General features: G+C 70.4%; 19 protein-coding genes. 11 read left to right on the top strand and 8 right to left on the bottom strand.

What is annotated here, in order from left to right; genetic code table 11:
* Positions 1-417 precede the first annotated feature (417 nt).
* From ACQPZ4_RS18955 to ACQPZ4_RS18945, 3 genes are all read right to left on the bottom strand, one after another.
* Entirely contained in the window at positions 418-1,482 is a 1,065-nt protein-coding gene (locus ACQPZ4_RS18955; RefSeq protein ID WP_433062628.1) for a hypothetical protein, read from the bottom strand.
* 17 nt (positions 1,483-1,499) lie between these two features.
* Complete coding sequence (locus tag ACQPZ4_RS18950) at positions 1,500-5,963, bottom strand: molybdopterin-dependent oxidoreductase (protein WP_433062625.1); 4,464 nt, start codon at positions 5,961-5,963, stop codon at positions 1,500-1,502.
* Between the two features lie 82 nt (positions 5,964-6,045).
* Complete coding sequence (locus ACQPZ4_RS18945; protein WP_433062622.1) at positions 6,046-6,429, bottom strand: MerR family transcriptional regulator; 384 nt, start codon at positions 6,427-6,429, stop codon at positions 6,046-6,048.
* A gap of 195 nt (positions 6,430-6,624) precedes the next feature.
* Here ACQPZ4_RS18945 and ACQPZ4_RS18940 point away from each other — a divergent pair, with 195 nt between their 5' ends.
* From ACQPZ4_RS18940 to ACQPZ4_RS18920, 5 genes are all read left to right on the top strand, one after another.
* The gene (locus ACQPZ4_RS18940) at positions 6,625-7,845 is read left to right on the top strand and encodes an inorganic phosphate transporter (protein ID WP_433062619.1); all 1,221 of its coding nucleotides are present in this window, start codon (positions 6,625-6,627) and stop codon (positions 7,843-7,845) included.
* Entirely contained in the window at positions 7,845-8,159 is a 315-nt protein-coding gene (locus tag ACQPZ4_RS18935; protein WP_433062617.1) for a hypothetical protein, read from the top strand. The genes ACQPZ4_RS18940 and ACQPZ4_RS18935 overlap by 1 nt, the downstream gene beginning before the upstream one ends.
* 8 nt (positions 8,160-8,167) lie before the next feature.
* The gene (locus ACQPZ4_RS18930) at positions 8,168-8,485 is read left to right on the top strand and encodes a DUF3349 domain-containing protein (protein ID WP_433062614.1); all 318 of its coding nucleotides are present in this window, start codon (positions 8,168-8,170) and stop codon (positions 8,483-8,485) included.
* 160 nt (positions 8,486-8,645) lie between these two features.
* Positions 8,646-9,089, top strand: a complete 444-nt coding sequence (locus ACQPZ4_RS18925) for a hypothetical protein (protein WP_433062612.1) — start codon at positions 8,646-8,648, stop codon at positions 9,087-9,089.
* Positions 9,090-9,116: 27 nt separating this feature from the next.
* A complete protein-coding gene (locus ACQPZ4_RS18920) occupies positions 9,117-9,293 on the top strand; it encodes a hypothetical protein (RefSeq protein ID WP_433062609.1) in 177 nt (58 codons plus the stop codon).
* Between the two features lie 3 nt (positions 9,294-9,296).
* On the opposite strand, the gene ACQPZ4_RS18915 is transcribed toward ACQPZ4_RS18920, so the two are convergent.
* The gene (locus tag ACQPZ4_RS18915) at positions 9,297-9,758 is read right to left on the bottom strand and encodes a hypothetical protein (RefSeq protein ID WP_433062607.1); all 462 of its coding nucleotides are present in this window, start codon (positions 9,756-9,758) and stop codon (positions 9,297-9,299) included.
* A gap of 164 nt (positions 9,759-9,922) precedes the next feature.
* On the opposite strand from ACQPZ4_RS18915, the gene ACQPZ4_RS18910 reads away from it, so the two are divergent.
* Positions 9,923-11,395 carry a condensation domain-containing protein gene (locus tag ACQPZ4_RS18910; protein ID WP_433062604.1) on the top strand — a complete coding sequence of 491 codons (1,473 nt, stop codon included), beginning with the start codon at positions 9,923-9,925 and terminating at the stop codon, positions 11,393-11,395.
* Here ACQPZ4_RS18910 and ACQPZ4_RS18905 read toward each other — a convergent pair.
* From ACQPZ4_RS18905 to ACQPZ4_RS18895, 3 genes are all read right to left on the bottom strand, one after another.
* Positions 11,379-11,906: a GNAT family N-acetyltransferase gene (locus ACQPZ4_RS18905; protein ID WP_433062601.1), complete on the bottom strand. Its 528-nt coding sequence runs from the start codon at positions 11,904-11,906 to the stop codon at positions 11,379-11,381. The genes ACQPZ4_RS18910 and ACQPZ4_RS18905 overlap by 17 nt on opposite strands.
* A gap of 300 nt (positions 11,907-12,206) precedes the next feature.
* Entirely contained in the window at positions 12,207-13,121 is a 915-nt protein-coding gene (locus ACQPZ4_RS18900) for an oxygenase MpaB family protein (protein WP_433062598.1), read from the bottom strand.
* 158 nt (positions 13,122-13,279) lie between these two features.
* Positions 13,280-14,233, bottom strand: a complete 954-nt coding sequence (locus ACQPZ4_RS18895) for a helix-turn-helix transcriptional regulator (protein ID WP_433062596.1) — start codon at positions 14,231-14,233, stop codon at positions 13,280-13,282.
* A gap of 41 nt (positions 14,234-14,274) precedes the next feature.
* On the opposite strand from ACQPZ4_RS18895, the gene ACQPZ4_RS18890 reads away from it, so the two are divergent.
* From ACQPZ4_RS18890 to ACQPZ4_RS18870, 5 genes are all read left to right on the top strand, one after another.
* Complete coding sequence (locus ACQPZ4_RS18890) at positions 14,275-14,661, top strand: VOC family protein (protein WP_433062594.1); 387 nt, start codon at positions 14,275-14,277, stop codon at positions 14,659-14,661.
* On the top strand, positions 14,658-15,185 hold the full coding sequence (locus ACQPZ4_RS18885; RefSeq protein ID WP_433062592.1) for a YdeI/OmpD-associated family protein: 528 nt from the start codon (positions 14,658-14,660) through the stop codon (positions 15,183-15,185). Before ACQPZ4_RS18890 ends, ACQPZ4_RS18885 begins: the two co-directional genes overlap by 4 nt.
* Positions 15,186-15,242: 57 nt before the next feature.
* Positions 15,243-15,599: a YciI family protein gene (locus tag ACQPZ4_RS18880; RefSeq protein ID WP_433062589.1), complete on the top strand. Its 357-nt coding sequence runs from the start codon at positions 15,243-15,245 to the stop codon at positions 15,597-15,599.
* A 407-nt stretch (positions 15,600-16,006) separates the two neighbouring features.
* Positions 16,007-17,176 (top strand): RNA polymerase sigma factor, encoded by a 1,170-nt coding sequence (locus ACQPZ4_RS18875; RefSeq protein WP_433066575.1) that lies wholly within the window; start codon positions 16,007-16,009, stop codon positions 17,174-17,176.
* 315 nt (positions 17,177-17,491) lie between these two features.
* Positions 17,492-17,941 carry a hypothetical protein gene (locus ACQPZ4_RS18870; protein WP_433062586.1) on the top strand — a complete coding sequence of 150 codons (450 nt, stop codon included), beginning with the start codon at positions 17,492-17,494 and terminating at the stop codon, positions 17,939-17,941.
* On the opposite strand, the gene ACQPZ4_RS18865 is transcribed toward ACQPZ4_RS18870, so the two are convergent.
* A complete protein-coding gene (locus tag ACQPZ4_RS18865; RefSeq protein WP_433062583.1) occupies positions 17,938-18,288 on the bottom strand; it encodes a hypothetical protein in 351 nt (116 codons plus the stop codon). The two genes, ACQPZ4_RS18870 and ACQPZ4_RS18865, sit on opposite strands and share 4 nt — an antisense overlap.
* Positions 18,289-18,364 lie beyond the last annotated feature (76 nt).

Raw genomic sequence — 18,364 nt, 5'->3', positions numbered from 1 at the left:
GATTTCGGCCGAATGGCGGTATCGCCCTACGTCACTTTCCGCGACCGCGCTGTCACACGTCGCCCACCGTGCGGGCAGCGCGATCGTCACGGGGCGTCGGCCGACACAGGGTCACGGGCCGGTCCGGCAGCGCGTCGCCGCCGCGGATCGCCGCCAGGGATCGCCGTTCAGTCCGGCCGCGTGGCGTCGTCGTCGCCGCGGGGTCACCGTTCCGTCCGGCCGCGTGGCGTCGTCGTCGCCGCGGGGTCACCGTTCCGTCCGGCCGCGTGGCGTCGTCGTCGCCGCGGGGTCACCGTTCCGTCCGGCCGCGTGGCGTCGTCGTCGCCGCGGGGTCACCGTTCCGTCCGGCCGCGTGGCGTCGTCGTCGCCGCGGGTCGCCGCTCAGGTCGACGGCATCGCGTCGTCGCGGATCACCGCTCAGTTCGGCAGCGTCGCGTCGTCGTCGCGGATCACTGTGTGGAGGTGGTCGGGGATGCTGCGGCCTGCGGGGAGTCCGGCCGCTTCGGGGTCGTCGGCCGGGAAGAGGGTCACGTGGTGGAAGCGCCGGAAGCCGCCGTCGCGCCGTTCGTGGGACCACCGGGCGGGGGGTGCTTCGGTGTGGTGGGGGAGGCTCGTGCGGTACAACTGCCGCAGTTGTTCCTGGGTGGCCTCGACCGCGCGCCAGGTCGTCGTGATGTGGCCGCCGCCGACCGCGTAGGTGCGGCGGGTGCCGAGGAGCAGGGTGCCGAGGGCCGGCTCGTCGATCAGCAGCGCGCCGGCCACGACCGCGTGCCGGGGGTGGCGCAGGACCAGCGGGTCGCCGCCGATGAGCCGGGCGATCGCCGGTTCCGCCGAGCCCCGTCCGGTGAGGAACCACGGCGTGCCGGGCCCGCCTTCACGCGCGTCGCCGAGCATCGACCGGGCGGCCGCGACCCCGAGGTTCTCGTCGCCGAGCGGGAACGGTTCGGTGGCGAGCACCTCGAACGTGGTGTCGCGCCTCCGCACCGCGGTCGCCTCGCCGCCGCCCGCTCCGAGATGGAACACGAGCGCGGTCCCGCCGTCGGGGATCTCGCGCCCGGGCAGCCGCGAACAGTACGCGGCGGCGGCGACCGCCCGTGGCAACAGCGCCGGCGCCGGCATCCCGGCCGCCACGGCCGCGTCGGCGAGCGCCCGCCGGCGCGGGTTGGGCCAGCTCGCGGGCACGGTGAGCACCAGCCGGTCGGCGGGCGCAGCCTCGGCGACTCTTCGCAGTGTCGCCGTGACGAACCGTTGCCCGATCGTGGCCGGCGCCTGCTTCGGCGTTGCGTGATAGCGCCACGGATCGATCCGCGCCCGCCGCACCGCATCCTCACCCGTCGTGTACGTGCCGTCCGGGTTCTCGTACACCGCCGACGGCAGCTCCTCCCGCCCGTCGAACCAGACCGGCTCGAGCGTCCCGTCGGCGTTGCGCCGCAGCGCGAACGTGAACGCGGTCCCGTAGTCGACGGCGAGCAGCGCGGGCATCCCGACAATCTAGACGATCAATACACGTCCCGGACGTATCGCTTGTCGGCCGACAACTGTTTCACATACGCCGCGGCGGCGCCGGCATCCATCGCACCGTACGCGCCGACGATCTCACGCAGCGTGGCGTCGACGTCCTTGGCCATGCGGGTGGCGTCGCCGCACACGTACACCTGCGCACCGTCCTGCAGCCACGCCCAGAGCGTGGCGCCGTGTTCGCGCATGCGGTCCTGCACGTACACCTTCGCGCGCTGGTCGCGGGAGAACGCCAGATCGAGCCGCGTGAGGACGCCCTCGGCGCGCAGCTGATCGAGCTCCGCCTCGTGGTAGAAATCGGTCGCCCGCCGCTGCTCGCCGAAGAACAGCCAGTTCGCCCCGCGGGCCCCGCGCGCCTGCCGCTCCCGCAGAAACGCCACGAACGGCGCCACCCCGGTCCCCGGCCCGATCATGACCATCGGCACCCCGTCGTCGGCGGGCGGCCGGAAGTGCGGGGACCGCTGCAGAAACACGCGCACCTCGGTGTCCATTCGCGCATCGGCGAGGTACGTCGAGCACACTCCCTTGCGCATCCGCCCACTCCCGTTCTCGAACCGCACCACGGAGACCGTGGTGGCGACCCGCCCCGGCTCCCGCAGCGGCGTGGACGAAATCGAGTACTGCCGGGGCTGCAGCCGCTTGAGCACTTGTGTCCACTCGCCGGGCCCGGCCTTGACGAGATGCTCACTGACGACATCGATGGCCTGCCGCCCCCACGTGTACTTCGCGAGCTCACCTTGATTGTCCGGCCGCAGGAGTGTCCGCAGTGGACTGTCCGGCCCGCGTTCGGCCACGAACCGCATCAGCCCCGGCGTGATCTTTGTGATGTCGAGCCGATGCAGCAGGGCGTCGCGCAGCTCCACCTCCCCGCCGACGTCCACGATGGCCACCGGATCAAGCCCCGTGACGGCCAGCCATTCGTCCACAAGCGACGGACAGTTGACGGGCCACACGCCGATCGCGTCCCCGGCCCTGTATCCGAACTCGCTGCCGACGTCGAACGTGAACTCGCGCACCTCCTTGGCCGACCCGGCGCCGCTCAACAACCGATTCCCGCTCAACGTCGCCGTGACCACCTCGCCGCGACCGCCCACCCGCGGGCTGGATGCCGGCTGTGGATTGCGCGCTTGGGACATCGCCGACCCCGGACTGCGCGCTTCGAACACCCCCGACCCCGGAGTGCGCGCTACGGACACCGCCGACTCCGGACTGCGCGCTTCGAACACCCCCGACTCCAGACTGCGCGCTTGGGACACCGCCGACCCCGGAGTGCGCGCTTCGAACATCCCTGACTCCGGACTGCGCGCTTCGAACACTCCCGACTCCGGACTGCGCGCTTCGAACACCGGCGACCCGGGACTGCGCGCTTGGGACACCGCCGACCCCGGAGTGCGCGCTTCGAACACCCCTGACTCCGGACTGCGCGCTACGGACACCGCCGGGTCCGGACTGCGCGCTTCCGACCGAGGCTGTTCGGAAACGCGCACCTCGGGCGTGGGCGCGGAAGTGCGCAGCCCGTGCAGCACCGCTTCGAGCCAGCCATGCGCGGCGGTCTCGAAGTCCGGCTCGCAGTCGACCAGGGCGGTGAGTCGTTCGCCGCCGAGTTCGGCCAGGCGGGCGTCGAGGCGGCGGCCGTGGCCACAGAAGTCGGCGTAGCTGGAGTCGCCGAACGCCAGCACGGCGAAGCGGCGGCCGTCGAGGCGTGGTGCTTCGGCCTGCAGGGAGTCCCAGAACGCGGCGCCGTTGTCGGGGGCGTCGCCGTCGCCGTACGTGCTGGTGATCACCAGGAGGTTGTTCGCCCCGCCCAGCAGTTCGCCGGCGTTCGTTGTCATGTCACGCAGGTTGGGCTGCCATCCCTCATCGGACAGGCGGCGCGCCACCTCGGCGGCGAAGTCCTCCGCGTTGCCGGTCTGCGATGCCCACAGGATCTCGACGGTTCGTGTCGCGAGATGACGGTCTTCCGCGTTGCCGGTCTGCGGTACCCACAGGACCTCGACCGTTCGCGCCCCGAGATCACGGTCCTCCGCGTTGCCGGTCTGCGATGCCCACAGGATCTCGACGGTTCGCGCCGCGAGATGACGGTCTTCCGCGGCGGCCGGTCGGTTGTAGGTGCCCGCCAGGTAGCCGTCGACCCAGGCCGCGCGGGCCGGATCGAACGGTGCGTCCGCCGGCAGGCGTGGCACTGCCCCGGGCGCCGGAGGGTTCTTGGCGATCGCGTTGAGGAAGCCGCCGAGGTACATCCGCTCCAGCTCGGTGAAGACCGGCGGCCCGAGTTCGAATTCGTCCACAGTGGAGCCGGCTGGGAGAAGGCCGGGCGTCGGGGTGGTGGGCTCGACCCGGGTCAGGCGGACTGCGCAGGCCTTCAGTTCCGGCTGGTACGAGATCGGGTCGACCGCGTCCGACGTCAGGGCGTTCACGGCGATGTTCGCGGCGAACATGTCGTTCCAGTGGAACGGGGCGAAAACGTCGCCTGGGCGGACATTTTCGCTCACCGAAGCGCGCAGGACCGCGCGGCCGCGGCGGGAGGTCAGTTCCAGCTGGTCGCCGTCGGATGCGCCGAGCCTTGCCGCGTCGGCTGGGTTGAGTTCTGCGAAGGGGCCCGGGTTCAGCTTGTTCAGCTTCGCCACCCGGCCGGTTTTGGTCATGGTGTGCCATTGATGCGGGACACGTCCCGTGTTGAGCAGGAAGGGGAAGTCGTCGTCCGGCAGCTCCTTCGGGTCCAGATGGGGGCGCGGGAAGAAGACGGCGCGGCCGGTGGGGGTGGCGAAGGTGAGGGCGGATCTCGTGCGGTACCGGATGGGGTTGCGGCTCTTGGAATCGGGCGGGGCGGGCCACTGCACGGGCTCCCGGCGGAGTCGCTCGTAGGTGACGCCGCGCAGGTCGTAACCGGTTTGCGGGTTGTGGAAGGCGCGGATCTCGGCGAAGACGTCCTCGGCGCTGCCGTAGCTGAAGGCGTCGCCGTAGCCCATGGCGACCGCGATCCGGGCGATCAGCTCCCAGTCCGCCAGGGCCTCACCCGGCGGGTCGGCGGCGGCGCTGAGCAGGGTCAGGTTGCGCTCCGAGTTGATCATGACGCCGTCGATCTCGGACCACATGGCGGCCGGCAGGAGGACGTCGGCGTAGGTGTTCGTCTCGGTTTCGGCGAACGCGTCCTGAGCGATGACGAGCTCGGCGCGCTCGAGGGCGGCGGTCACGGTTGCGCGATTGGACACCGAGGCGACCGGATTCGTGCAGATGATCCAGCAGGCCTTGATGTCGCCGGCGGCCATGCGTTCGAACATGTCGATCGTGCCCTTGCCGACGTCCGTACGCACACTGCCCGGCGGCAGGTTCCACTGCTGCTCGACGAATGCGCGGTCGGCGTCGACCAGGACCGAGCGCTGGCCGGGCAGGCCCGGGCCCATGTAGCCCATCTCGCGGCCGCCCATCGCGTTGGGCTGGCCGGTGAGCGAGAACGGGCCGCTGCCGCGCCGGGCGATCGCGCCGGTCGCGAGGTGGAGGTTGATGAGCGCGTTGGTGTTCCAGGTGCCGTGGGTGCTCTGGTTGAGGCCCATGGTCCAGCAGCTCATCCACTCCCCCGCCCGGCCGATGAGGTCGGCCGCCGCGCGCAGGTCCGCCTCCGGAATGCCGGTGAGGTCCGCGACGACCGCCGGCGGGTAGTCGGCCAGGAACTCGGGCATGGCCGGCCAGCCCTCGGTGTGCGCCTCGATGAACTCCTCGTCGAGGTGACCGTTCGCCGCGAGCAGGTGCAGCAGGCCGTTCAGCAGCGCCAGGTCGGCGCCGGGGCGGACCTGCAGGAACAGGTCGGCCTTGGCGGCGGTCGCGGTGCGTCGCGGGTCGACCACGATGAGTTTGGCGCCCGCGCGCAGCCGGTCGAGCATGCGCAGGAAGAGGATCGGGTGACAGTCGGCCATGTTCGAACCGATCACCAGGAACACGTCGGCGTGGTCGAAGTCGTCGTACGAGCCGGGCGGGCCGTCGCTGCCCAGTGACAGTTTGTAGCCGCTGCCGGCGCTGGCCATGCACAGCCGGGAGTTCGACTCGATCTGGTTGGTCCGCACGAAGCCCTTGGCCAGCTTGTTCGCCAGGTACTGCGCCTCGAGCGTCAGCTGCCCCGACACGTAGAACGCGACGGCGTCCGGTCCGTGCTCGTCGACGATGGCGCGCAGCCGGTGCGCGGTGTGCGCGATCGCCTCGTCGATGCTCGTTTCGCGCATCGGTTCGTGGCGATTCGGCCGGACGCGGGCGCGCTCGAGGCGGCCGGGGGCGGCGAGCATCTCGGCGCTGGTCGCGCCCTTGGTGCACAGCCGGCCGGCGTTGGCCGGGTGCTCCTTGTCGCCGAGCACCTTGAGCACGCGCCGGCGGCCGTCGGGGTCCGTCGCAACGTCGAGGACCATGCCGCAGCCCACCCCGCAGTACGAACAGACCGTGCGGATCTGCGTCACGCGGCGACGGTACAAACGCTGCGTTTCGGCAAGCGCGCACAAAGACGCACAGCCGCGCGCAGACCGATGTGAGGCCGGAGCGTCAGCCGGTGAGCGTCTGGTGGGCGAGGTCGAGCTGCGTGCGGTACCAGCTGACCTTTTCCTGGATGCGCTGCTGCTCGTCGCGCAGGGCGGCGATCTTGGACTCGATGTCGCGGTCGTGTTCCTCGAGGAGCTCGGCCCGCTCGGCGAACGTGGCGTCGCCGCCGCGGGCCAGTTCGGCGTAGCGCAGCATGCGGGCGATCGGCATGCCGGTGTCGCGCAGGCAGCGCAGGATGCCCAGCCAGGTCAGGTCGTCGTCGGTGAAGACGCGCTGGCCGCCGGCGTTGCGGTCGACGCTGTCGAGCAGGCCGATGCGCTCGTAGTAGCGCAGCGTGTCGAGCGAGAATCCGGTGCGCTCCGCCGTCTCCCCCGGGGTGTATGTCATCCCTCAGTTGTACAAGCAAGCGGGCCGACCGGTGCCCGTCATATACCTGTCATAACCATGCTGACCGATTTCAACCCTTCTTTGACCAGGGAAGGATGAGAAAATCAGGCAAGCAGAAGGTTGACAGCGGTCGAACTTTTCCAAGGAAGCTCCTGAGCGCTGTTGCCACCAGGCCGGAAGCGCGACGATCAAAGCGTGACAGAAACCACCGTGGTGCTTGTCCTGGTGATCGTGACCGCCCTCGGGTTCGATTTCACCAACGGCTTCCACGACACGGCCAACGCGATGGCCACGTCCATCGCCACGAAGGCGCTGCGGCCGAAGACCGCTGTGCTGCTGTCGGGCATCCTGAATCTCGTCGGCGCGTTCCTCAGTGTCGAGGTCGCGCTCACCGTCACCAACGCGGTGGTGAAGATCCAGAACTCCGACGGCACACCGAAGGCGAACCTGCTCGAAGGCGGCGGATTCGCCCTCCTGCTCATCGTGCTCGCCGGCCTGGTCGGCGGGATCGTCTGGAACCTGCTGACCTGGCTGCTCGGTCTGCCGTCCAGTTCGTCGCACGCGCTGTTCGGCGGCCTGGTCGGCGCGACGATCGCGGGCCTGGGCTGGGCCGGGGTGAACTGGAACGGCAACGGCACCAAGCTCGACGGGCTCGTCGGCAAGGTCCTGCTCCCGGCCATCATGTCGCCGATCATCGCGGGCGTCATCGCCGCCGTGGGGACCTGGCTGATCTACAAAGTGGTCGTCGGCGTCGCGCAGCGGTTCACCGACAACGGCTTCCGCTGGGGCCAGATCGGCTCGGCGTCGCTGGTGTCGCTGGCCCACGGTACAAACGACGCCCAGAAGACGATGGGTGTGATCACCCTCGCGCTGATCGCGACCGGCGACTGGACCGACACCAAGAACATTCCGTTCTGGGTCAAGGCCGCGTGCGCGCTCGCCATCGCGCTGGGCACCTACCTCGGCGGCTGGCGGATCATCCGCACGCTCGGCAAGGGCCTCGTCGAGATCGCCCCGCCGCAGGGCATGGCCGCCGAGGCCTCCTCCGCCGCGGTCATCCTGGTCTCCAGCCACCTCGGGTTCGCGCTGTCGACCACGCACGTGGCGACGGGCTCCATCCTGGGTACCGGCGTCGGCAAGCCCGGCGCGCAGGTCCGCTGGTCCGTGGCCGGCCGCATGGTCCTCGCCTGGCTGATCACGCTGCCCGCCGCGGCGATCGTCGGCGCCGTCATGTGGTTCATCGGCAACCTGATCGGCGGCCTGGCCGGCGCCATCGTGGTCTTCCTGATTCTCGTCGCGCTCGCCGGGTACATGTACTGGCACTCGCGCAAGAAGCCGGTCGACCACAACAACGTCAATGACGAGTGGGAGAACCCGAACCAGCGGGACGAGCTCAACGCCGAGGTGGCTGCCTGATGTCGCAGAATCTGCAGTTCGCTCTTCAGGCCGCCTGGAAGGTGCTGCTCGTCGGCCTGATCCTGGGCGCCGGCCTGCCGACCCTGTTCGCGCTCGGCGTGCGCTCGCTCGCCTGGGGCGCGGGCGGCTCCGCCGAGGTCACGGATGACGGTACCGTCGCCAAGGCCAACCCCATCGGCACGGTCCTGGGCTGGGTGTGCTTCGTCGTGGTCCTGCTCGGCGTCGCGCTGGGCATCACCTACATCGTGGCCAGCGGCTTCGGCAAGATGCTGAGCTTCGAGCACGTCTTCCCGACCATCGTCGACAAGAAGTAGGGGGCTCCGTGAGCGACTCCCGTTCCAACTTCGTGGTTCGCGCCGTTGACTGGCTGCGGGCCGGGTACCCGACCGGCGTGCCGCGCCAGGACTACGTTGCCCTGCTCGGCATCCTGCGGCGCAAGCTCAGCGAGGACGAGGTGCGCAAGATCGCGCGCGAGCTCGCCGACCAGTCGACGCCGGGCGACCCCATCACCACCGAGGACATCGAGGCGATGGTGAAGGAAGAGGTGCTGCAGAACGCCACGCCCGAGGACGTCGTGCGGGTGTCGGCGCATCTCGCGGCCGGTGGGTGGCCGTTGGCCGATCCGCCGCACGAGGACTAGCGTTTTTGGCGTTTCGCTTTTGGCGGTTCGCTTTTGCGGTCACTTTTGCGGATCACTTTTGTTCGCAACGGCCCGGTGCGCGCTTGCGTTCGCCGGGCCGTTGCGCGTTCGCGTTCGCCCGGACGTTGCGTGGGATCGTTCGGGGCGGAATGATTCGCTCGTGTTCACCACCGATGAGTCGTTCCGCGGCGGCGGCGAGAAGATCTGCGACTGCTGCGGCAACCCCAGCCAGCGCACGTGGACGATGGTCGAGCGCGACGGGCGGCCGTACGCGGTGTACTTCGCGGCCTGCTACGACCACGGCCACGAGCGCGAGAGCTGGATCGACGTCGTCTTCGGCACGTGGGGCGAGGGCGACGAGTACGACGACCACCTGACCTTCGGCTGCCGCTTCGGCCCGGTCGTCAACAGCCCGCTGCCGGCCGCCACCGCGGTCGACGCCGCCTTCGTGGCGCCGGACGGGCCGCTCTACGGTGAGAAGCTCAGCCGTACCGCGGCGCTGGCCCACCCCCGGATCGCGGACTTCTGGCAGGTCGTCGACTTCGTGGTGGAGTGCGACCCGCTGGTGCACGAGCACCATTACGGCCACCGGCCCCAGTCCTAGCTTGCGGCGCCCGGTTACGGTCGAATCATGACCGCACCCGAGCTTGCCTGCCCCCTCTGCGGCTGCACCGAGTTTCAGCAGGAACAGTCCCGCCAGGACAGCAAGTGGGGCTTCACCAGCCACACCATGACGCTGCTCATCTGTGTCCAGTGCCGCTATGTCCTGCACTTCTACGACCGGCACAGCATCTTCGACTTCGACTGAGCTTCAGGTGTCGTACTCCCCGCTGTCCCACGGCGGCGCGAAGGCCATGTAGTTGCCGGGGTGCAGCTCGACGTACCAGTCGATGTCGCCGTCCTCGTCGTCCTCGTCGTCGCGCGGGATGAGCCCGAACGTGGTCCCGAAACGCTCAACAGTGAACGGTGCGATTTCGATCCGGTCGTACGTCACATCGCCCAGCTCGCGCAGCCGCTGCTCATATGTGGACGTTCGCTCCGCGCGGTCCATCGTGCCGCGCGGCCCGAACGAGTCGATGCGCGCTTCGAGCAGTTTCCCTTCCGGATCGAACAGGTAGAGCGCGACGAACTCCTCGCCCGGATCCTCGTTGATGCCCGGGCGGAACGGCGTGGTCAGGAAGAACTGGCGCCCGTCGCTGGTATGGCCGATGTGCTCGGCGTGGTAGTCGTCATGGTCGATGGCGATGCGCTCCGGCGGCGGCCAGATCGTCACGGTCTCCCCCATTTCCGCCCGATGTCCGACCGTCACCCTAGCCCGGCACCGCCCCGCGCCGTGCTCCGGATGCACAGGAAGAACATCGGTCGCCGAACCGATGTGGCCAAGATCGCGGCGCGGTTAGCATCCGGTGTCGCCGATGGCGCGGAGGGGTGGTCCGGATGACCGACGTGGCGTTCGCGGGGGACGGGGCCGGGGAGGGCGAGCTCTCCTGGGGCCAGCAGGACATCTGGCGCGCCATGGTGCGGCAGGAGTCCTGGATTCCCAACGGGGCGTGGGGCCCGCTGCCCGAGGGAACCACGCTCGACGATGTGCACGACCGGCTGCGGTACCTCATGAGCCGCTTCCCCACCGCCCGCACCCGGCTTCGTTTCCGCGCCGGCGCCGACGAACGCGGCAGCGGCCACAGCGGCAGCGGTGGCAGCAACGGCAGCGGCATCAGCGGCGACGGCCGCAGCGGCCATGGCGGCGAAGGCGGCGTCGGCCACAGCGGCAGCAGCCACAGCGGCGAAGGCGGCGTCGGCATCGGCGAAGGCGGCGGTCCGCTGCAGGTGGTGGCCGATCGTGGCGAGGTCGCGCTCGGCATCTTCGAGGCGGCCGCCGACGAGGACCCCGCGGCGCTGGCGGAGCGAATCCGGCTGAAGCTGCAGAACGACCCGTACGACTTCGAGCGGGACTGGCCGATTCGCATGGCCGTCGTGCGCCAAAACGACACGTTCACGCATCTCGTCGTGGTCATGTGTCACCTCGTGACCGACGCGTTCGGCGCCGGCGTGCTGCTCGAGGAGCTCGACAAGCGCCCCGAAACGCCGGTGCCCGACCTGCAGCCCCTGGAGCAGGCCCGATGGCAGGCCTCGGCCCCCGGGCAGCGGCAGAACACGATGGCGCTGCGGCACTGGGAGGCGATTCTGCGGGAGATGCCGCTTCGACGGTACCCGCAGTCGCGCGCTCCCCAATCGCCCCGGCACTGGCGCGGCGAGTTTCAATCACCGGCGCTCAGCATGGCTCTGCGCTCGGTCACGGCGCGGACGGGCATCCCCGCGGCGCCCGTGTTGCTCGCGGTGTTCGCGATCGCGCTCGCTCGCGTCACCAGCCTCAATCCGGTCGTCGTGCGCCCGATGGTGAACAACCGTTTCCGGCCCGGGCTGGACCGGGTCGTGTGCATGCTCGCCCAGTACGGTCTGTGCCGCCTCGACATCGCCGGCCTCACCTTCGCCGAGGCGTTCGAACGTGCGCGGAAGTCGGCGCTCAGCACGTACAAACACGCGTATTACGACCCGGCGGGACTGGACGCTCTGATCGATCGCGTCACCGCCGACCGCCCGGGGCTGCAGCTCCCGTGCTACTTCAACGACCGCCGCGACGACGCCGCGCTCGCGGGCGTTCCGGTGCCGGGCAACGAGGACATCGCCAAGGCCGCGCACACGGGCATGTTCACCTGGACAACCAAGCAGGACGTGCCGTTCGAGCCGCTCATCGTGCACATCGACGAACTTCCAGGTGCGACGCAGGCAATCGTTTTCTGCGACACGCACGTGATCGCCCCGGACGACGCCGAGGCGCTGTTGCGCGGTCTGGAGGCGGTCGCGGTGGAGGCGGCGCTGGACCCGGACGCGCCTACCGGGGTGTCGTGAACGAGAACAGCTCGCAGGTCATGTTGTAGTACCGGTCGGTCTGCCCGAGGTGCCGCATGCCGGCCCGCGTGCAGACCGCCCGGGACGCGGTGTTCTCCGGGTAGGTGACCGCGAGGACCTCGTCGAACAGCCCCTCGCGCAGGACGGCGGCGGCCGCCTCGGTCGCGTACCCGTTGCCCCAGGCGTCGGGGTGCAGGTACCAGCCGATCTCCGTCTCGCCGGACGGCTGCAGCGGCAGGTCCGCCCCTGACGCGAGAATGCCGATGAGCAGCAGCGTTCCGAGCGGCGCACCGTCGGCGCGGCGCCGGATCGACCAGACGGCGTGCCGCCCGTCGTCGTACCCCCGCCAGCGCGCGATCGTGGCGCGGGCCTCGTCGAGGCTGGTGAGCACGCGCGGGTGGGCGCCGACCCACCGCTGCACCTCCCACCGCGAACACATGTCGAACACGAACGGCGCGTCGTCGTCGCGCCATTCGCGCAGCAACAGCCGGTCGGTGGTCAGCTCCCGCACTCCTCCGATCGTACCGACGCGGCCGCCCTCGTCGACCCGGACCACGATTGTCCAGGCGTGGGCCCGGGCGCACGCTCAGGCGGACAACGATCGTTCGGCCACGGATGCCGTGAGCGCGCACAGGCGGACAGCGAACGCTCGCATGCGGGCTCCCGCGGGCACACTCAAGCCGACAGCGAACGCTCGCATGCCAACACCCGCGGGCACACTCAAACGGACGGCCAACGCTCGCATGCCAACACCCCGCGGGCACACTCAAACGGACGGCCAACGCTCGCATGCCGACACCCGCGGGCATGCTCAGGCGGACGGCGATCGTTCGGGTGCGGGCTCTGTGGGTGTGCCGGTCGCCGGGGTCGCCGTGCGGGATGTCGGCGCCGAACCGACGTGCGCGAGGTCGTAGCCGTCCGGATAGGACTTGGTGACGATGCCGTCGGCGAACAGCGGCGTCGTGCGCGGACGCGCGAACCAGCGCAGCAGCAGTGCGCGAACGCGCAACGCGGTGTGCAGTCCGGCCCGCGCCCACAGCGGCGGCCGCGGCACGTCGTACGCGGCGCGCAACGGCTCGTCGTACAGTGCGCCGATGAGCGAGTCCGCCGCGCCCCGCAGCCGGGCCGGGATGCGGCCCCGGAGCAGGTCTCGGGTGGTCCGCTCGATCTGCGCGGCCTCCGGCGTCGGGTGCAGGTGCGCACGTTCGTACTGTTCGAGGTACGCCTCGAAGTCGGCGTAACGGTCAGGCAGGTCGCGCACGCCCATCAGACGGCCGACGCGGCGGTAGAAGACGGCCGCCGCTTCCTGTTCGTTCGCGCAGGGGCGGCGCCAGCCGTACCGGCGCAGCCAGCGCATCGGGATGACGACCAGTGCGGCGACGACGTAGATGCTGTCGCCGTTGTCCAGGGCGAACCCTTGGTGCGCCCCGTTCAGCCGGCGGATGGCCAGCTTGCCGCGCGCGGATTCGGTGCCGTGCAACAGGATCTCGTACATGATGATGCCCGTGTCGTCCGCCCGTTTGCGCGGTGCGCGCAGGATCGCGCCGGTCGCGACGAGCTGGCGCGCAACCCGCGGCAGCGCGAACGAGCGGTTGAACGCAAGGTTGAACGCCATGCGCATGTCCCACGGGAACTCTTCGGTGAGCGTGAGCCGGTGGATCGCCAGGTGGTCCGCGTCCGGATCGAGCGCCTCGATCCTGCGCAGATTGTCGAATCGTCCCCGCATGGATCGAAGTCTACGAACCGGCAGCATCCAGACGCAGCGGCGGCGCGTCGCGGTGATGGTCTACGAACTGGCGGCATCCAGACGTGGCGGTGCCGCACGGGGCGGTGGACTACGAACCGGCGGCATCCAGACATGGCGGTGCCGCACGGGGCAGTGGTCTACGAACCGGCGGCATCCAGGTACCGGCCCGCCAGGTCGCGGAGGAAGTCGCGCAGTTCCGGCGGGTCCAGCACGGTGAACGGAATGCCGATCTTGCCGAGGTAGGTCACGAGGTCGAACAGTGAGTCCGTGCCCGTGACCAGCTCGCAGGCGTCGTCACCGAGCGGGGTGAGGCGGCCCGAGGTCGGGGTGTTCCAGTCGGCGAGCGCCTCGGCCGGGGCGGCGAAACGAATGCGTACGCGGTATCGGAACGGCGCCGCGGTCACGCCCCGCAGGACGTGGGCGGCGGCGTCGCCGCCGGGAGGCTCTCGCGGTACGAAATGCTGCACTGGAACTTTGGACGGCAGTGGCGTGATCCGATCTGCGCGAAACGTGCGCCAGTCGCGGCGGGCGCCGTCGAACGCGAGCAGGTACCAGCGGCGGCCGGTGTAGACGAGGGTGTGCGGTTCGACGTCGCGGGTGCTCGTTTGGCCGTCGTGGGATGCGTATTCGAACAGCAAGCGCTCATGGGCGTGGGCGGCGGCCGCGATCGTGGTGAGCGTGTCGACGTCGACGACCGGGCCGCCGCCGGCCGCGGAGACCGTGGTGCTGCGCAGGGCGTCGACGCGGGGGCGCAACCTGCGCGGAAGTGTGCGTTCGAGTTTGGCCAGAGCGTGCAGGGACGCGTCCTCGATGCCGGCGACGCTGCCCGCCGCGGCCGCGCGCAGTCCCACCGCGACGGCGACCGCCTCGTCGTCGTCGAGCACCAGGGGTGGGAGCGCGGTGCCGGCCGCGAGCCGGTACCCGCCGCCGGGGCCGGTCGTCGAGTCGACCTGGTAGCCGAGCTCACGCAGCCGGTCGATGTCGTGACGCACCGTGCGCGTGGTGACTTCCAGGCGTTCGGCCAGCTCGGCGCCCGCCCATTCGCGGCGCTGTTGCAGGAGCGAGAGCAATTGGAGCACTCGAACGAGCATTGAGGAACGATATCTTCCGCAACTGGCGCGACGATATGGGCATGACATTCCGAGGCATGGCCACCGTCTCCTACTACGCCGCCGATCACGCCGCCGCGCGCGCCTGGTACACGCAGGTCACCGGCGTCGAGCCGTACTTCCTCCGCGACGGTTACGCCGAGTGGCGGCTCGGTGACCGCCAGGCCGAGCTGGGGCTGGTCGACGCCCGGTACCGCGCGCCGGGCACGCCGACCGGCGCCGTCGGGGCCGTCCTGTACTGGCACGTCGACGACATCGAGGGCGAGCTCGCGCGGCTCCTCGACCTCGGCGCCACGCTGCAGGACAAGCCGCAGGACCGCGGCCGGGGCTTCATCACCGCCACGGTGCTCGACCCGTTCGGCAATCTGTTGGGGATCATGTACAACCCGCACTACCTGGAGATGCTGTGACCGCGCGGACGATGGACGCGCCGACCTTCGACGCATGGTTATCCGAAACCACGGAGCGTGAGGTCTGGCTGGTCCTGGCGCGCAAGGGCCAACCGGGCCTGACCGCCACCGAGGCGCTGGACGTCGCGCTGTGTCACGGCTGGATCGACAGCCACCGCCGACGGCACGACGATCGGCATTTTCTGCAGCGGTACTCCCCCCGCCGCCCCGCCAGCCCCTGGTCCCAGGTCAACGTCGAACGCGCCGAGCACCTCGAGGCCGCCGGCCGGATGCGCACGGGCGGTGACGCCGAACTCGCGACCGCGCGCGCTGACGGACGGTGGTCGGCCGCGTACCCACGGCAGTCGAACGCCGAAGTTCCGCCGGTCCTGACCGAGGCGCTCGCGGCCGATCCCCGGGCGGCGGCGACCTTCGCGGGGATGTCGCGCAGCGGCCGGTACGCGCTGATCCTCCCGCTGCTGAAGGCGCGAACGGACAGGACTCGCGCAACCGCACTCACCCGAGTCCTGAAATCGTTGGCGTGAAGATGTCGATTCGCGCAGCCGGCGTTCGACAAAGGGGTGCACGACAATCGTGATCTCGTGAAGGAGAGCGACATGGCGCAGTACGCGGTGCTCATCTACGCAGCCGACTCGGCCGCCGAGGGCTCGGACGAGCTGCAGGAACACGATCGGCACGCGCAGGACCTGGAGGCTTCGGGCGGGCTGGTGGCGGCGTTCGCCCTGGAGCCCGTGGCGACCGCGACCACACTGCGTGCCGACACCGTGACCGACGGCCCGTTCGTCGACGCGAAGGAGGTCGTGGCCGGCTTCTACGTCATCGATGCGCCCGACCTCGACGCCGCGCTGCGGATCGCCCGCGGCAACCCGGTCCTGCGCCAGGGCGGCGCCGTCGAGATCCGCCCCATCGCCGGCGGCTACGTGCGCCCAACCGCGTGAACACAAACGCGCAACCGGCTACGGGCGGGAACGCAAACGCGCAGTCACTCGACCGCGCGGACGCAAACACGCAGTCGGCCGCGGGCGGGAGCACAAACGCGCAACCGGCGGCGGGCAGGAACGTAAACGCGCAACCGGCGGCGGGCGTGAACACAAACGCGCAACCGACCACGGGCGCAGGCGCAAACGCGCAGTCACCCGACCGCGCGGACGCAAACGCGCAACCGGCGGCGGGCGTGAACACAAACGCGCAACCGACCACGGGCGCAGGCGCAAACGCGCAGTCACCCGACCGCGCGGACGCAAACGCACAACCGACCACGGGCGGGAACGCAAACGCGCAACCGGCCGCGGGCGGGGACGTGAACGCGCAGCTCGCCGATGCGCACCGGCGCGGGTGGGGCCTTGTGCTCGCCGCGGCGGTGCGCGTGACGCGCGATGTGGACATGGCCGAGGAGTGCGTGCAGGAGGCGTACGCGTCCGCGCTGGCGACCTGGCCCGTCGACGGCGTTCCGGCCAACCCGGTCGGCTGGCTGACCACCGCCGCCCGCCGGCGCGCCATCGACGGGATCCGCCGCGAGCAGGTGTACCGGACCAAGTTGGCGCTCCTGGCCGTGCCGCCGCCGGCCGAGGAGCCCGCGCCCGATCTGCTGGGGCTGATCTTCACCTGCTGCCATCCGGCGCTGTCGGCGGAGGTCCGGCCGGCCCTGACCCTGCGGCTGGTCTGTGGCGTCTCGACCGCCGATCTCGCGCGCGCGTTCCTGGTCCCGGAACCGACCATGGCCGCCCGGCTGACCCGCGCCAAGAAGAAGATCACCAAAGCGCGCATCTCGTACCGCATGCCGGCCGCGACCGAACTGCCCGATCGGTTGCGGGCGGTGCTTGAGGTCGTGCACTTGCTGTACACGACGGGACACACCGCGCCATCGGGGACTGTTCTTCTGCGCAATGACCTCGCCGACCTCGCGCTGTATCTCGCGCGCACACTGAGCGAGTTGATGCCGGATGAGCCGGAAACGCAAGGGCTGCTTGCGCTGTTGCTCGCCACCGACGCGCGCCGCGGCACGCGGACCGATGCCGAGGGTCGGCTGGTCCGGCTCGAGGATCAGGATCGGTCACGCTGGGACCGGGCGGCGATCGCCGAGGCGGACACGCTGATCGTTCGCGCACTGCGCGCCGGGCGCCCCGGCCGGTACACACTGCAGGCCGCGATCGCCGCGTTGCACGCACAAGCGCCCACATTCGAGCAGACCGACTGGCCGCAACTGCTGCACCTGTACGGCGAACTGCTCGCCATCTGGCCATCGCCCGTCGTCGCCCTGAACCGGATCGTGCCGCTGTCCCGCGTTTACGGCCCCGAACACGCTTTGCGTGCACTCGAAGTGCTGGCGCACGACGAGCGGCTGGCGGGCTACCAGTACCTGCCGGCCATCCGAGCCGACCTGCTCGAACGCCTGGGCCGCCGAGCCGAGGCAGCCGCCGCGTACCGCGAGGCCCTGGCCCGGACGACGAACGAGCCCGAGCGCGAGTTCCTCGCCCGCCGTCTCACCACGCTGACCGGCCCCGCGAAGACATAGCAGCGACGTCCCGAAGTCCCGCCACCACGACCCGCCGACCGGACCCGCGAGGACACAGCCGAGACGTCCCGAAATCCCGCCACCACAACCCACTGGCCGGGCCGCGAGGACACAGCCGCGATCTTCCGAAATCCCGCCGCTACGACCCACTGGCCGGGGCCCGCAAGGACACAGCCGCGACCTCCCGAAATCCCGCCGCCGCGACCCACCGACCGGACCCGCGAGGACACAGCCGGCGCCGCGCGATGCTCGAACGACCGTGAAAGCGGCAACGAACGGACACCCGGTTCCGCGCGTTCGGGCGGAGCTGCGAGCATGGTCGATGTGACGTGGTTGGGCGAGGCTCCCCCGGACGACGAAGAGCGCAAGACCAGGCGGACCGGCGCGGCGCTGGTCGTCGTCGCGCTGACGGTGCTCGCGGCCGTAGGTGCGGCCGTCGTCCTGTTCACCTCCAACGACGAGCAGCCCCCGGAACAGGCGCACCGGGGCGAGCAGCGGGCGACGTTCGAATCCGCCGACGGCAAGCTCGAAGCGGCCATCTACCGGTTCGACGGCCGCACCGAGGTGGTCCTGCGCAAGCCCGGGGCGACCGCCGACCGGGACATGGTGTCGTTCGGCTGCACCCTGGAGGAGGACGGCCTGTTCATCGCGGCCGTCACCGTGCGCGCCGGCAGCCTCGTCACGCGCAACCGCAACGGCGACGAGCGGGAGATTCCGTTCGATCCGAGGACGCTGCGGCCCGAGACCACGCTGGGCGGTTGTTAGCCCTCGAGCTGCTTGCGGAACCGCTCCTGCTCGGCGCGCTGGTTGGCCTCGTGGACGGCCATCATGTTGATCCGCGGGTCCTTCTCGTCGAAGGACGCCTCCGTGCCGTCCGGGTGGACGAGCAGCGGCACCTCGCTGCCGATCGCGACGTCGATGGTTTCCAGGTCCTGCTCGATCTCCAGTCTGGTCCGCTCGCCGTTCGGGGCCGTGAACTCGACGACGTAGTTGTGCAGCGTGATCGAGCCTCCGCCGCGGTTGCCGGACAGCTTCGGGGTGTACACGTCACGAATCCGTGAGTCGAGCACGCGTCCGGTGGTCCTGACCCACTTGCGGCGGCGGAAGAACATCTCGCCATCGTCGGAAGTCGCGGCGCGGTGCGCAATGGCGAGGCCGGAACGCGACAACAACCGGTCCCTCGGCGGC

The organism is Dactylosporangium sp. CS-033363, assembly GCF_050942475.1.
GTDB lineage: Bacteria > Actinomycetota > Actinomycetes > Mycobacteriales > Micromonosporaceae > Dactylosporangium.
The sequence above is the reverse complement of the archived record's forward strand: the minus strand, read 5'-3'. Positions and strand labels throughout refer to the sequence as shown.